General features: G+C 42.0%; 18 protein-coding genes. All 18 read right to left on the bottom strand.

Going from position 1 to position 15,256, the window contains the following annotated elements:
• Positions 1-18 precede the first annotated feature (18 nt).
• Entirely contained in the window at positions 19-1,326 is a 1,308-nt protein-coding gene (gene aroA, locus ACRPI0_RS04660) for a 3-phosphoshikimate 1-carboxyvinyltransferase (protein ID WP_432355128.1), read from the bottom strand.
• A gap of 23 nt (positions 1,327-1,349) precedes the next feature.
• Positions 1,350-2,462 (bottom strand): prephenate dehydrogenase, encoded by a 1,113-nt coding sequence (locus tag ACRPI0_RS04655; RefSeq protein ID WP_432355127.1) that lies wholly within the window; start codon positions 2,460-2,462, stop codon positions 1,350-1,352.
• A 10-nt stretch (positions 2,463-2,472) separates the two neighbouring features.
• Entirely contained in the window at positions 2,473-3,558 is a 1,086-nt protein-coding gene (hisC, locus tag ACRPI0_RS04650; RefSeq protein WP_432355125.1) for a histidinol-phosphate transaminase, read from the bottom strand.
• 24 nt (positions 3,559-3,582) lie between these two features.
• Positions 3,583-3,948, bottom strand: coding sequence for a chorismate mutase (gene aroH / locus ACRPI0_RS04645; RefSeq protein ID WP_432355124.1), 366 nt, complete (start codon positions 3,946-3,948; stop codon positions 3,583-3,585).
• 2 nt (positions 3,949-3,950) lie between these two features.
• The gene (aroB, locus tag ACRPI0_RS04640; RefSeq protein WP_432355123.1) at positions 3,951-5,051 is read right to left on the bottom strand and encodes a 3-dehydroquinate synthase; all 1,101 of its coding nucleotides are present in this window, start codon (positions 5,049-5,051) and stop codon (positions 3,951-3,953) included.
• 3 nt (positions 5,052-5,054) lie between these two features.
• The gene (gene aroC, locus ACRPI0_RS04635; RefSeq protein WP_432355121.1) at positions 5,055-6,236 is read right to left on the bottom strand and encodes a chorismate synthase; all 1,182 of its coding nucleotides are present in this window, start codon (positions 6,234-6,236) and stop codon (positions 5,055-5,057) included.
• Positions 6,237-6,350: 114 nt separating this feature from the next.
• Entirely contained in the window at positions 6,351-7,121 is a 771-nt protein-coding gene (locus tag ACRPI0_RS04630; protein WP_432355119.1) for a CheR family methyltransferase, read from the bottom strand.
• 77 nt (positions 7,122-7,198) lie between these two features.
• Entirely contained in the window at positions 7,199-7,645 is a 447-nt protein-coding gene (gene ndk, locus ACRPI0_RS04625) for a nucleoside-diphosphate kinase (RefSeq protein ID WP_432355118.1), read from the bottom strand.
• 99 nt (positions 7,646-7,744) lie between these two features.
• A complete protein-coding gene (locus ACRPI0_RS04620; protein ID WP_432355117.1) occupies positions 7,745-8,719 on the bottom strand; it encodes a polyprenyl synthetase family protein in 975 nt (324 codons plus the stop codon).
• Positions 8,720-8,745: 26 nt separating this feature from the next.
• The gene (locus tag ACRPI0_RS04615) at positions 8,746-9,441 is read right to left on the bottom strand and encodes a demethylmenaquinone methyltransferase (RefSeq protein ID WP_432355116.1); all 696 of its coding nucleotides are present in this window, start codon (positions 9,439-9,441) and stop codon (positions 8,746-8,748) included.
• 28 nt (positions 9,442-9,469) lie between these two features.
• Positions 9,470-10,180 (bottom strand): heptaprenyl diphosphate synthase component 1, encoded by a 711-nt coding sequence (locus ACRPI0_RS04610; RefSeq protein WP_432355114.1) that lies wholly within the window; start codon positions 10,178-10,180, stop codon positions 9,470-9,472.
• 51 nt (positions 10,181-10,231) lie between these two features.
• Entirely contained in the window at positions 10,232-10,453 is a 222-nt protein-coding gene (mtrB, locus tag ACRPI0_RS04605; protein ID WP_432355113.1) for a trp RNA-binding attenuation protein MtrB, read from the bottom strand.
• Between the two features lie 72 nt (positions 10,454-10,525).
• Positions 10,526-11,089: a GTP cyclohydrolase I FolE gene (gene folE / locus ACRPI0_RS04600; RefSeq protein ID WP_432355112.1), complete on the bottom strand. Its 564-nt coding sequence runs from the start codon at positions 11,087-11,089 to the stop codon at positions 10,526-10,528.
• Positions 11,090-11,246: 157 nt separating this feature from the next.
• Positions 11,247-11,519, bottom strand: a complete 273-nt coding sequence (locus ACRPI0_RS04595) for an HU family DNA-binding protein (RefSeq protein WP_432355111.1) — start codon at positions 11,517-11,519, stop codon at positions 11,247-11,249.
• 154 nt (positions 11,520-11,673) lie between these two features.
• A complete protein-coding gene (gene spoIVA, locus ACRPI0_RS04590) occupies positions 11,674-13,152 on the bottom strand; it encodes a stage IV sporulation protein A (protein WP_432355110.1) in 1,479 nt (492 codons plus the stop codon).
• An 82-nt stretch (positions 13,153-13,234) separates the two neighbouring features.
• Positions 13,235-13,951 (bottom strand): hypothetical protein, encoded by a 717-nt coding sequence (locus ACRPI0_RS04585; RefSeq protein WP_432355109.1) that lies wholly within the window; start codon positions 13,949-13,951, stop codon positions 13,235-13,237.
• 4 nt (positions 13,952-13,955) lie between these two features.
• On the bottom strand, positions 13,956-14,141 hold the full coding sequence (locus tag ACRPI0_RS04580) for a DUF2768 domain-containing protein (RefSeq protein WP_432355884.1): 186 nt from the start codon (positions 14,139-14,141) through the stop codon (positions 13,956-13,958).
• Between the two features lie 82 nt (positions 14,142-14,223).
• Positions 14,224-15,240 (bottom strand): NAD(P)H-dependent glycerol-3-phosphate dehydrogenase, encoded by a 1,017-nt coding sequence (locus ACRPI0_RS04575; protein ID WP_432355108.1) that lies wholly within the window; start codon positions 15,238-15,240, stop codon positions 14,224-14,226.
• Positions 15,241-15,256 lie beyond the last annotated feature (16 nt).

The following is a 15,256-nucleotide window of genomic DNA, read 5'->3' as shown; positions in this document are numbered from 1 at the left end:
TAACACGTTGTATACAATTTACTCCATTAGTGTTTCAATTTGAGTCAGGGAATTTAGATGATCAAAAAATCCCGGATAGGAAACATTGATACAGGAGGCATCTTCAATTTGCACAGAGCCTTCTGTCACTAACGAAGCGATTGCAGCCATCATTCCCAATCGATGATCTCCATGGGAATTCAAGGTTGCACCGGTTAGCTTTGTTGGACCGGTAATTCGCATTCCATCCGGTGTAGGTTCAATTATTGCCCCAAGTTTTTGTAATTCCGAGCACACTGCTTCAATTCGGTCTGTCTCTTTCACTCGAAGCTCTTCAGCATCTTTGATGATGGTTACCCCTTCGGCTTGTGTTGCAAGCAGAGCAATTACAGGTAATTCATCAATCAATCGTGGAATTAAAGCTCCACTAATTTCCACAGCGTGCAAATTAGCAGCTTCTACTGTCAGTGTACCGTATGGTTCCCCTTCGCCTTCTACTTTCTGCTCAACGGTAACCTTTGCGCCCATTTCTTTCAAAACATCAATGATTCCAGTCCGTGTCGGATTAAGACCAACATCTTTAAAAGTAATCGCACTTCCAGAAACCATTGCGGCTGCACACATGAAAAACGCAGCTGAAGAAATATCACCTGGTACTTTTACAGCACACGCTTTAAGTGTTTGACCACCTTCAATCGAGACAGAATTTCCTTCTCCGAGAAGATTGGCTCCAAATTGTTGAAGCATTCTTTCTGTATGATCGCGTGAAACTGCTTTTTCTGTAACAACAGTTGTACCTTGTGCAGAAAACCCTGCAAAAAGAACAGCAGATTTGACTTGAGCACTCGCAATAGGCATCTCGTAGTGCATCGATTTTAAAGTAGTTCCTGTAACTGTAATAGGGAGTGTACCAGAATCATTATCAGCACTAAAAGAGCCTCCCATCTCAGTTAATGGAGTGGTAACGCGACGCATTGGTCGCTTGCACAAATAACGATCTCCTGAAATTTGCGCTGTAACAGGCGAACCTGCAAGAATTCCCAGTAACAGCCGAGCTGTCGTTCCTGAGTTACCTGCATCTAATGGATTAACAGGATCTTTCCATTTAAGAATACCTGGACTTTTCACAGAAACATCTGTCCCATTTCTTTCAATCCCCACTCCAAGCTGTGAAAATATACGAATCGTTGATAGGCAATCTTCTCCGGCTAAAAAACCACTTATTGACGTCGTACCTTCAGCAATTGCACCGAGCATCACAGCGCGATGTGAAATCGATTTATCCCCCGGAACTTGAACGACGCCGTTCAAGACCCCTCCTTCAAAAGAAGCTGTGATTCTATCCATTTTCCCCATAATACCCACCTCAGTCAAAGTATTTGCATAGAGTACTCGGTTTCTTTTTCAAGTACTTTTGCAGCTTGGTTCCGTTCAGTAGCTGAGCGGAAGCTAATAACTAGAATTCCATAGACGTCCGTTCGCGTTTCAACGATTCGAATATTTGTCAAACTAATTTCTTTAGATGCTAAAATACGGGTTATTTCGGAAATCACACCTGGATGATCGGGTACATCGATATGAAGATCGAATTGCATATATAGCGCACCTTGGGCAGCATCTTGTGTTACAGAAGGTAGCTGATCGCGAAACTGTTTGGCATGATCAAAAAACTGCTCGATTGAAGTCGGATCATTGGTTTTCAGCATTTCGCGCACATCTTGCATTTCAGATAGCCATCGATCCAATTGGCCAACCAATTCTTCTTTGTTTTGAACTGTAATATCTCTCCACATTACAGGATCGGCAGAAGCGATACGGGTTAAATCACGAAACCCTCCCGCTGCCAATCTCCTGACGAAAGGTTGTCGTTGTTCTTGAGAGGCTAATAAGTTCACAAGCGATGATGCGATAATATGTGGAAAGTGACTAACAACGGCAGTCATTTGATCGTGTTCAGAAGCATCAAGTACAGCCAACTTGCCTTGTGTCACAGTCAACAGTGACTTCATGCTCTCTAGATCATCTGATGGACAGTTCGCTGAAGGCGTTAATACATAATAAGCATTTTCAAACAAATGCCCGATGGACGCTGAGATACCACTTTTATGAGATCCAGCCATCGGATGACCCCCGATAAAAGTAATGCCCTTGTCGATTAACCCTTGCGCAGCTGTCATTATAGGTTGTTTGGTACTTCCTGTATCACTAACAATTACAGATGTTTTTAACTCCCATGAAACAGCTTCTTGTAATAGCTCTGTGGAAGCCGCCACCGGAACAGCAAAAATAAGAAAATCTGCGTCCTTTGCTGCTACTTTAACAGACGGGGCAACGATGTCTATAATGCCTCTTCGGTACGCTTCATCTGCCGACTTATAAGAACGGTCAAACCCCGTGATAATGATTTCTGGATTTCGTTTTAACGCTAACGCTAATGATCCTCCAATTAAACCTAGTCCTATTATAGATACATTTGTAGTCATGCTATTAACCTCAATTTGTCATAAGTGTTTCGAACGCTTTGAAGAATCCACTGTTTTGTTCTTCCGAGCCGATCGTCACTCTTATTCGATTTGGAGTGCCAAGTAAGTTACCACTTCTTACAATATAGCCTTGTTGCATTAACTGATCTGTTGCTTCACTTGCATCCATCGGAACTTCAATAAGTACAAAGTTCGCTTCTGAAGGGTTGATGTGCAACTTGTGGCTTTTTGCAAATTCTTCAAAGCGTTTCCTTTGTTTATCATTTTCCTCACGGCATTGATCGATAAATGCTTGATCTGCAAGCGCACACTCTGCTGCTAAGAGAGACAGCGAGCTCGTATTAAATGGATTTCTAACCTTATTCAATTCGGTAATAATAGCAGGTGCAGCAACTCCGTATCCTACACGGAATGAAGCAAGTCCATACGCTTTGGAGAATGTTCGAAGAATCATGAGATTCGGATACTCCGACAACCAGGTAACCGGATCCTCATAGCTTCCATCGGTTATGTACTCAAAATAGGCTTCATCCAAAACAATCAAAATCGTTTCTGGAACTTGATCTAGAAAGTTTTTAATATGCTGAGAAGGTATGAGATCGCCCGTTGGGTTGTTCGGGTTACAGATCCAAATGACGGCTGTTGCAGAATCGATTTCTGTTAAAAAATGATCTAAATTATGTTGACCATCAAGTAATGGTATTTCACGGACTTCAGCACCTTCAATCCTTGCATTGTGTGCATATTGAGGAAAAGAGGGCGTTGGCATCAATGTATTTGACTCCCCGTTCAATAATGCACGAGAAATCATGGTGATGATATCATCAGAACCATTGCCTAAAAGGATGCAGGACTCGTCAACCCCTAGTTTTTCAGAAAGTCTTGTTCGTAGCGGGGGAGCAGCAGTATCTGGATACATTTCCACTTGAATGTCTGGTGCATTCAACAAGTTACGAACTGACGGTGCACACCCATATGGATTTTCATTAGAAGCTAGCTTAACGATTTCTTTTATGCCGTATTCTTTCTGTACATCCTCGATTGAACGTCCTGGTTTATAGGGTTTCATAGATGCTAGTGCTGGTTTCCAATTCATAGCTGACTCCTCCTATAGGTTAAATTACTTCTTAAGATCTGGTCTTAACTTTACAGCCTCATTTTGATAGATATGGATAATATCTTGTTGCGGAGTTTCAGAGTTGATGTGCATAAGAACCCGGATGCATCGAGGCATACCACCATCTACATCCATTTCATGCATACACATTACGGGTACAAAATTCCAACCTTCAATAGTACGGACGGCTTTCGCTGGAAATGCAGACTGCACATCAACAGTTGTTGAAATGAGAACAGAAACAATATCAGAGATTTCAATCCCGTTTTCAGATGCCATTGTCTCTACTAATCGTTCAGTTGCTACTAAAACAGTTTGTTCCTCATCATGATCGACGGTCGTCGCTCCTCGAACCCCTCTTACTGTCATATTTACACTTCCTCCTTTACCCGTAGGATCAATTCTTGATAAGCTGTTTCACATTCCTTTTCAGAAATAGTTTCAGTGAACGGATTACCTGGACTTTTAAGCAAAACAAATACTAGTGCCCCTGAAGAGACTTTCTTATCCTTTTTCATGAATTGTAACAATGGTTTAAATTCAACATTACAGATTGCTTGTAATGGATACTCTGCTTGGATGGCAAATCGAATGAAGTCATTCGTGAACTCCTTTGATATCTCACCATACGCTTCACTTAACAGTAGACTATAAGCCATACCAATTACAACACACTCTCCATGGCTCACTTTTCCAAAGCCATAATACGCTTCAACCGCATGGCCAAGTGTATGACCGAAGTTTAAAAATTTACGTATACCATGTTCAAATTCATCTTGGGCAACAATATCAGCTTTCACTTGAATCCCTTTAAGTAACTCAAGTGGCAAGCTTTCAGAAGAAAGATAAGGGAAATGAGAATTCGTCAGCAAAGACTGCGTCCAGATTGCATCGGAAATTAATGCATGCTTTAGTAATTCTGCCATTCCTGATCGGATTTCCCGATCAGGCAATGTAGCAAAAAATTCTGGTTGGAAAAGAACGCCCGCCGGCTGATGAAATGCACCGACCATATTCTTTCCTTCCGGCATGTTAATCGCTGTTTTCCCACCAACCGCGCTGTCGTGTGCAAGAATAGTTGTGGGGCACTGTAAAAATCGAATACCCCTCATGAATGTAGCTGCGACAAAACCTGTTAGATCCCCACACGCTCCACCACCGAAAGCGATAAGAACCGAATTACGCGTGAAGTTGTGCTGTAGTAAGAACGATTGACACCCCAAGAAACTAGTTGGGGTCTTACATGCTTCACCGGCAGGTAATGTATGAATGACGAACTTAATATTCAAAGAACTTAAAGCGTGTTCAAGTTCACTTAAGTGAAATGAAGCGGCAGTTTTGTCTGCAAATATAGCGACTTTATCCGCACTCGTCATCAGTTCTTTATAATCTGTGGAAAATAGTTCATAGACGTGTCGCCCGATATGAACGTCATAACTCTCTGTTTTAGTACTGACGGTGAGTTGTTGCATCGCTTAAAACTCCTTTGCGTAGAGACGGTACTCTTCCAAATCGGCTTTCAGCCCATTCATTTCAAACGAACGGAATTCTTCAATGAGAACTTTCGCGAGTTCAGTTGCAATGACATGTTCTGCGACAACTGATGCTGCGGGAACAGCACAAGGGTCTGAACGTTCAATCGTTGCAGTGAATGCCTCTTTTGTATCAATATCAACACTTTCCAAAGGCTTATATAACGTAGGGATCGGCTTCATGACACCCCGAATTATAATCGGCATGCCTGTTGACATTCCACCTTCTAAACCGCCTAATCGATTGGATTTTCTGTAATAGCCTCGTTCTTTTGACCAAGCGATTTCATCATGTACTTCACTACCAAAAAGCTTTGCCATTTCAAATCCGATTCCGAATTCCACACCTTTAAAAGCGTTAATGGACATCATTGCGGCTGCAAGTCGCCCGTCTAGTTTTTTATCAAATTGTGCGTAGCTTCCCATTCCGGGTGGATAACCTTCGATAATTACTTCTACGACGCCGCCTAGCGTGTCTCCGCGGTCCTTAGCATCATCAATGGCTGCAACCATAGTCTGAGACACCTTAGGATCGGCACAGTACACAGGATCCGCCTCTATACGAATGCGCATATCTTCCATAGAGAGATCGGCAGTGACTCCAGAGTCAGCTACGATGCCCCCTATTTCAACAACATGAGCGACAGTATGTATTCCTAGCTCACTTAAAAACTGTTTCGCTACAGCACCAGCAGCTACTCTCATCGTTGTTTCACGAGCTGAAGATCGCTCCAGTACGTTTCGAAGATCACGATGACCAAACTTGATGCCACCGACGAGATCGGCGTGACCTGGCCGCGGACGTGTAATCTGACGCTTAATATCCTCAGGGTTTACATCCGCAGGAAGCGGTTCAACTCCCATAATCGAGGTCCAGTGTTTCCAGTCGTCATTGACGACCGTTAACGTTACAGGTGAGCCTAGCGTTTTCCCATGACGAACACCCGAAGAAATAACGACCTGATCTTTCTCAATTTGCATTCTACGTCCCCGCCCGTGGCCACCTTGGCGACGTGATAATTCTTTAGTAATCATTTCAGCCGTCAACGGCAATTGTGCCGGCAACCCTTCAATAATTGCGGTCAACTCTGGACCGTGTGATTCTCCTGCTGTCAATACTCTCATCCCGTTATCCCCCTTTTGATACGTTCTGAAATCGAACCATTGTTAGCACTTTACCAAACTACACGAACGTTGACTACTTGTTTAAACAAAAAAATCCGGAAAAGTCCGGATTTTTTATATTTTCTTATAAAAGAAGGTATCTTCGGATTCTAACCCATATCGCTCCGGACTAAAAATCTGTTCAGTGCTACCAACAAATAAAATGCCACCTGGCTTAAGAGCCTTTGCGAAATTTGTATAAATTTGATCTTTAGCTTCTTCAGTGAAATAGATCATTACATTTCTACAAACAATTAAGTCAAAATCTTTCCCATAAGCGTCGTCAAGCAAATTATGTTGCTTGAAAGCAACCGTTTTCTTTATATCATCGGTAACCTGGAAAAACTGACCTTCTTGTTTGAAGTATTTCTGCTTCATAGCAGAAGGGACTTCTTTTAAGGAACGCTCTGGATATAACCCTACTTTTGCTTTTTCCAGTACCCCCATATCCAAATCAGTTGCTGTGATTGCGACTTCTTTCAACGGGACGTGGTTAGACAGAACCATTGCCATTGTATAAGGTTCTTCACCAGTTGAGCATGCAGCACTCCAGCACTTCAGCTTTTTTGTCTTCTGTAAAAGTTGTGAAAGTATTTTTTTGTCAAGAACATCCCACCGTTGCGAGTTTCTGTAAAATTCTGACACATTAATCGTCATTCGATCCAGGAATTCATCCATCATTGACCGATCACTTCGAATCAGTTCGAAATACTCGTTGAAATCTTTACAGTTTCTTTTTTCGTAAAGAGAGGTAAGCCTTCGTTTCATTTGCGCTTCTTTATACAAGGAAAGGTCAATACCTGTTTTCTGTTTAACGCCAGTAATAAATTTTGTATAGTCCGACATACCTTACCTCCCCTTGACCAGCAATTATGTATAACAAAAACAGCCGGCGGAATCCGCTTGGCTGCTTTTGTTTCGTATTAGTTAATCCAGCTGTTTACTGCTTTTTCGTAAGAAGAAAGTTCTTCTTCTTTAAAGAACAAGCCAATTTCACGCTCTGCAGATTCTAGAGAATCTGAACCGTGGATAATATTTTTAGCAACAGTAACTGCGAAGTCACCGCGAATAGTTCCAGGAGCTGATTCTTTAGGGTTTGTAGCACCCATCATAAGACGAGCTGTAGTAATGACGTTTTCGCCTTCCCACACCATCGCGAATACAGGACCAGAAGTAATGAAGTCAACAAGCTCGCCGAAGAACGGACGCTCTTTATGCTCACCGTAGTGTTGTTCAGCAAGTTCTTGAGAAATCGTCATCAATTTCCCGCCTACCAACTGGTATCCTTTGCTTTCGAAACGGTTTACGATTTCACCGATTAGACCACGTTGTACGCCGTCTGGTTTTACCATTAAAAATGTTTTTTCCATAATTCAATTACACTCCTTCATAATGACAGATCAGGGTTACCCCTACTGATCGTACCAAACGTCAAGCGATCTTTCAATTTATTCTTTTTCTATGAGTATTTAAAATGTTCGCTTAGCTAAAAACTCTGCGACTTGTTCGAACGCTTTTTTAGCATCACTGTCAGGTAAAGAACGAATTTCAGCGGTTGCTTTTTCTAAATACAAAGCACTGACAGCATCTGCTTTTTCAATAGCACCACTCTCACGAATGTACGTTAACATAGCCGAACGTTCTTTCTCGGACAACGTCCCATCAAAAGCTTTCCTTAAAAAAGGTTGAAATTCAGGTTCATTGCGGATGTATAAAATAGGCAATGTCAAATGACCGTTTAAAAGATCAGAACCTGCAGGTTTCCCGAGCTGTTTATCTGACGATGTGAGGTCTAGAATATCGTCAACTATTTGGAAGGCCATCCCAGCATAGTAACCGAAGTTTCTCAATCTGCGAACTACTTCTGGATCCGCGTCTGACACAAGGGCTCCGAGTTCACAGCTTGACGACAACAGTAAAGCAGTCTTCCGCTTAATGCGACGCAAGTAATCTCTGAAAGACTGATCAGTTCTTCTCTGATAATCAAATTGAATGATTTCACCTTTACAAATTTCAAGCATTGTCTCAGCGAGAAGTCGATGAACAGATTCCATTTCAATCTCGCCAATTGACGTCAACGCTCTAGAAAAGATGAAATCTCCTGTATACATCGCAATTCTATTGTCCCATTTCGCTTTAACCGTTTTACGGCCTCTTCTCATATCTGAATCATCGATTACATCATCATGTACAAGTGAGGCCATATGGACCAATTCCAAGGAGACCGCCACTTTTGCGGTTGTTTCCATGGAATAATTTCCGAACTTGGAAGAAAGGAATACGAAAATTGGACGGATCCTCTTTCCCCCAGCTCTCAGCAAATGCATTGATGCTTGCTGGATCAGCGGAGAATCCGATTGAACGGCATTCTCAAGCTCTTTCTCAATATAGATGAGTTCCTTCCGGAAGTCTGTATATAATGCCATTGCCTTCAACTTTTCCAAGATGATTCCCTTCTCCCGCCTGCTTATTATTTGATCGCGATGTGCCCTGCAGCTACGCCGCCACTATACGGACGATAATCCACTTGAGTAAAGCCAGCAGACTTAAATAATTGCGCTAATTCCTCACGACCAGGGAAATCATCAGCAGATTCTTGAAGCCAAGAGTACTCTGTATAACTTTTAGCGAACATTTTTCCAAACACAGGCATAACGTAATTAAAATAGAGTCTGAATAATTGTCGATACCCAGGAATTTCCGATTGAGATGTTTCTAAACACGCAACTGTTCCACCGGGTTTAACAACACGATACATCTCACGTAATGCTGTTGCGTAATCAGGGACGTTACGTAACCCGAAACCGATTGTGACATTATCAAAAATATTATCCTCAAACGGCAACGCCATAGCATTCCCTTGGATTAAAGTAATGTTCGGATACTTGTCCGTTTTGGGGGCTGCTGAAGATAGCATAGCATTACTGAAATCTAACCCTGTGACGGCACCTTTGTCCCCCACAGCTTGTGCTAGGGAAATTGTCCAATCTGCAGTACCACAGCAGACATCCAGTGCTTTCGAGCCAGGTTGGACATTCATGCGTTTCATAATATCTGATCGCCAATTTTTGTGTAGGTTGAAACTGATGACAGAATTCATCTTGTCATAGTCTGTTGAAATCGATTCAAATACGGAATGGACCTTTTCTTCCTTGGATTGACTCAAGTGGAATCTCCTCTTTTCAATAATCGAATTATCGATTGTCTGGGTTTACTAGTTCTTGAATCGCTTGTTGAAGAACTGGTTGTAAGAAGTCCATGTGCTCAAGTACCCGATCCAGCTTTGGCTGAAGCAGATCTATTGCTAGTTTAATCGTGGAATCATCTAGCTGGAAAGCTTGGTGTTCCGGTTTTTCAGCCATATCAACAAGACGAATGTACGTATGGACTGTTTCTACAAGTTCACGATAGCGAACGAAATCATACGTTTCGTAAAATACGGAGATGCATCCTGTCTCTATGACTGTAAGTCGTTCAATTAAAAGTGGACTGCTCGTGTGTGATTCGTGATGGAGTGCTGTTTTTTGTTCGTTGATATGTGCAATTGTTTGGGATAATTCGCGAATGAATTCAAATTCCCCTATTTCCGCTAAGACTTTATAATGGATTCCACTAAAATGATCGCCTGCAAGTACCGTTAGTTGTTGTTCAGCTGACGTCGCCTGATCGCTCTGAATGCGATCATGCACATCTAGCGCTGCGTGAATTGAACCGAGCGATAGTATAATTTGTTTCAGTTTATCGTCGTTCTTTTCCTCGTTGACTAAAGGCAGCAACACAAAAAAGGCTTTTAGAGGATCGACTGGAAAGGATCCAATTTCCCTTTTCAAAGTGGTTTCACGTAAAGCATCTTGCAGATTGTTTATATAATTTCCTACAATAGAATTCAAGTCGTGTTTATTCATCACCGTTTCTCCATTCCAAGGCATCTAACTAGTGAACGATGCAGGTTGCTTTTATGCTCTCTCTTCACTGGAGACAACCCCGTGTGCAGTTGTTATCTCTGCACTCCCACGGATTTTCATAGCGGATGTGTGTTCCGTAAACTGAGCAATCATCACTTCACCATTATCCAGCTTTTCCGTATGATGAAACTTGGTATCGTTTCCACGGGTTAACCCGATAACGCTGACACCATCTTCTTTAGCTTTGATGATGATGTAATCTGGTGCAGTCATACGCCACTCTCCCGTCATTCTTATCTAACCTATCATATCACAGTTAAATAGGGATCCGCAAAGGACCGAAACCTACTTTACTAAGGACAGAATTTCTGCTCTTTTCACATTGTCGTGTTCGAAAACTCCGCGCGCTGCTGTTGTAACTGTTTTTGAACCCGGTTTTTTTATTCCACGCATCGTCATGCACATATGTTCTGCTTCAATGATGATGTAAACTCCACGTGGGTTAAGCATTTCCATCATGACATTTGCAACAGATGTTGTAATCCGTTCCTGTAACTGAGGACGCTTTGCTGTAGATTCTACGGCTCTGGCTAATTTGCTGAGTCCCGCCACAACGCCATCTTTTGGTATGTATGCAATATGGGCAACTCCAAAGAATGGAACGAGATGATGCTCGCACATGGAGTGGAAAGGAATATCTTTCACCAGTACGACCTCTTCATGTTGTTCATGAAAAACTGTTTCAAAATATTTGCGAGGATCTTCGTTCATTCCTGCAAATACTTCCTCATACATTTTAGCAACGCGTTTAGGAGTTTCTTGTAAGCCTTCACGATTTGCGTCTTCACCGATTGCTTCTAATATCATTGTGACAGCTTGTTCTATTTTCTTAAAGTTCACTTCTTCCATCGATTGAACCTCCTCTGATGCACATCTAGTCCTTGAAAATAGTAGCATACTCCTTGGATTCAGTACAGTTGAGGGCTTTCAAAATCGCCAGCAAACGGAAAAGAAGCCCGCCAGCGCATCCTTTACGGACGGACTGACGGACTTCTATGTAATTGAATCACTTAACAGCATCTTTCAATGCTTTACCTGCTTTGAATGCAGGAACTTTACTAGCTGCGATTTCAATTTCTTCCCCTGATTGAGGATTACGGCCTTTACGAGCAGCACGCTCACGTACTTCGAAGTTACCGAAGCCGATCAATTGTACCTTTTCACCCTTTGAAAGAGCGTCTTGGATTGTTTCGAAAACAGTTTCTACAGCTTTAGTTGCATCTTTCTTAGAAAGTTCTGCTGCTTCTGCTACGGAGTTGATCAATTCAGTTTTGTTCATCTCGTTCACCTCCTCTCAATCGTTTGTTAAAGCTCTTTAACACTGTAAAAAGAGTAACATAACCGAATCTGCGGTGCAACAATATTGTGGTATGCTCACGTTTCTCCGTTTTAGTTCCATAAAAAAAGACCCGCTAAAAACGGATCTTTACTCGTTATACGATGAATGTCACCATGCCCTTATTGCCCTCATTCACCATCTTCTCAATCGTTTCACGAAGTCTTCTCCGTGCACTATCAGGAACAGCAGATGTTTTAAAACGTATGCTTTCTTTTAGTACTTCATGTAGTGGTGTACCGAATAATTGCGTCTCCCATAATGCTTCACGATCATGTAAATACGCATTTTTAAGCTCTTTTAATAGGTGATGGCTGTGGAACTCAGAACCAATCAACGGTGCAAACTCCGCTTCCATGTCAATACGAATAACATGTAGCGCAGGTGCCGTCGCTTTCATTCGGACCCCATAAAATGCATCTTGTTTAATAAGTTCAGGCTGAGTTGGCTGGAAATCAGCTATAGTTGGAAGTGCTACCCCATAGCCATCCTTTTTAGCAGTTTCAATCGCTTCAGCGAACATATCATATGACTTCTTTGCTTTGACTGCTTCTTGGATGAATAGAAGCCAATCTTTCTTTGTTTTCATTTCTGCATCCATGTAAGACTCACAAACCGTTAAGTATGTTTGTTCGTCTATTTTTAAGTCAAGGATTGCTCTTCCTTTACCGGCATCTACCTCAATAACCTCTGCATGCTTGATATAATCCTCTTGATTCAAACGCTCTGCAAGCTGTTGAACTTTGCGGATTTTAGATGCATCTAGAAACCCTTCATTGATAATTTCATCAATATTTGAGTTCAAATAATGGTCTGGCCCAAGCACATCCATCCAATCTGGTTTTTGAAGATCAATATGAGTGATTGGGAATTCATAGAGTGCTTCTTTTAGAATCAGCTGGATTTCCTGGGCGTTTAACTGATCCGCACTAATGGCAATAACGGGTACGCCATGTTCTTCTTGTAACCGTTGTTTAAGTTGGACCGTTTTTTCATGAGCAGGCATTTTCGAGTTCAATACAATTACAAAAGGCTTTCCAATCTCTTTCAGTTTTGACACAATCTCAGTCTCTGCGGCTTCTGCAGAAGCTCGAGGAATATTATTGACTGTACCGTCTGTCGTCAACAGAATACCGATAGTCGAGTGATCTCGAATCACCTTATCAGTTCCTATCCGTGCAGCTTCCTCAAAAGGAATAGGCTCGTTGTGCCATGGTGTATGGACATATTTCGGGCCATTCTCATCTTCGTATCCTTTCACGCCATCAATGACGTATCCAACACAATCAGCTAAACGAATTTGGAAAGATAGCTCGCCATCCCCTATCGAAACCGCGGTTCCTTGCGCTGGCACAAACTTTGGTTCTGCCGTCATGATGACGGGTCCTGGAGAGCTTTGTGGTAGCTCATCCTGCGCGCGAGTCCGGTCCGCCTGATCACTCATATTTGGAATGACTACTTCTTCCATCACACGTTTTACAAAAGTGGATTTTCCGACACGGACAGGACCTACCACTCCGATATAAATATCGCCATCTGTTCGTCTCGCTAAGTTTTCATATAGTTCTTCTTTCATTTCCATCGTCCTCCTTTTCTACGCATAGTAGTTTATGAAAACAAAAAACGTTTCATGCATAAAGCATGAAACGTTTTTTTGTTTAGTTGGAGGTTTTCATGAAAATAGGTTCATTTTTTTCATTTACTGTATAAGGTAACGAATAGGCAGGAAGTATCGGACTGCTCTCTGAAAGCAAGTAGCGAATGTCTTCGCCAGGCGTTATCTTTGGCTTTTCTTTGTCCAATATCCGATTTAGATCAATCGAATAATCGATATAAAACTTTCCATCCCCACCTACTACAAGTGGTAAATGTGCTTCCGAATAAGGACTTTCAACAGTTATGGGTTGTTTTAGCCCCATTTTTTCAAAATCCACTTCATAGACATTCGCACCCTCTTGCAGAGCATTCTTGAATGGAAGTACGCCATTAACAGTTTTACGAAGGATGAGCTCACGAATACGCTCTGCAACCCTCAAATCCACAAGTTTTACTGTAGGGTTTTCTTCTACGTCCATTAAGACGTATTGATAGATACCGCCTTGTTCATAGGCATTCGAAGGAATCTTCTCAGTCAATGAAGGAACAATTTTAGTGAAGTCGATTGGATATTTAATATATTGATCGATTTCCATATCTCGCGTCTTAATCGGCAGCAACCCATTCGATTCTGTTTGGTACGCATCCACTGCTTTTTGGACAGTTTCCAATTGATCTTCATACGGTTTTTGCTTACTTTCTGTTTCGTCTTGTGGATACATGCAACCTGACAACAGAATTGAGAACACAACCACTAAAAATAGTACTGTACGTTTCATAGGTTTATGCGCCTCCTGTTGGTCCGTTGAACACGAGATAGATCATAGCAAAAAATGAGAAGGTCAGAAGTGCATATGCAATGATGGCAAAACCGATTTTCAAAAACTTATTTGTTAATTTAGTACGGCTAACATGGATAAGTCCCATTGAAACCATCATGAAACCCATCGCATAGAAAGATAGCCACATTTTATCCAACGATGACAAAGCACGTCATTCCTTCCAGTCTTAAATTTATAGGTACTAAAATCGAAGGAAACTCCTAATCGACTTAGCTTGAAAAGTCATCTGTTTCATTCTTCTTACCCCGACTCATTAACCAATCGACAGCTTCTCTAGGTTCATGACCTTTAAACAAAACAGAATATAGCGCCTCCGTCAAAGGCATAGATACGTCATACTGCTTCGCAAGCTGATGAGCTGCCTTCGTCGTCCGAACTCCCTCAATTACCATTCCCATGCCTTCTGTCACTTCTTCTAACGAGTGACCTTTCCCTAACATGTTTCCTGCTTTCCAGTTACGTGAGTGGACACTGTTAGCTGTAACAATTAAGTCGCCCATTCCCGCAAGCCCTGAAAACGTGAGTGGGTTGGCACCCATCTTAACACCTAAGCGAGTAATTTCTGCAAGACCACGCGTAATTAATGCTGCTTTTGCATTATCTCCATATTCCAAACCATCTGCAATACCTGCAGCAAGAGCAATTACGTTTTTCAGTGCACCGCCAAGCTCTACTCCGAGTACGTCTTCATTGGTATACACACGAAAATATGAGTTCATAAATAACGTCTGTATCTCTTTAGCTGCCTCAGCGTCGTCTGAAGCGACTGTGACAGTAGTAGGATGACGTAATACAACCTCTTCCGCATGTGAAGGTCCTGATAAGACAACAAGTGCTCTACGTGCGTCAGGACGAATTTCTTCTTTTAGCATCTCAGTGATTCGTTTAAGCGTATCGGGTTCAATTCCTTTAGATACATGCACAATACACTTTGGTTTTTTTATCATCTCGTTCAACTGCACTCCAATTTCTCGCATCCCTTTTGTAGGAACTGCAACAATTAGAATATCAGCATGCTCTACAGCACGCTGAAGACTTGAACTTGCTTTTAATGTTACGGGTAACTTACAGTTTTTCAAATATGCTTGGTTCGTATGCTGCTCGTTTATTTCAGTAGTTTGCTCTTCTCTTCTTCCCCAAATCAGACAGTCATGTCCATTTTCGGCAAGAACAAACGCAAGAGCAGTCCCCCAACTTCCTGCACCTATCACAGAAACTTTGTTCACTACTACTCATCCTCTC

It is taken from the genome of Sporosarcina sp. A2 (assembly GCF_050858885.1).
GTDB lineage: Bacteria > Bacillota > Bacilli > Bacillales_A > Planococcaceae > Sporosarcina.
The sequence above is the reverse complement of the archived record's forward strand: the minus strand, read 5'-3'. Positions and strand labels throughout refer to the sequence as shown.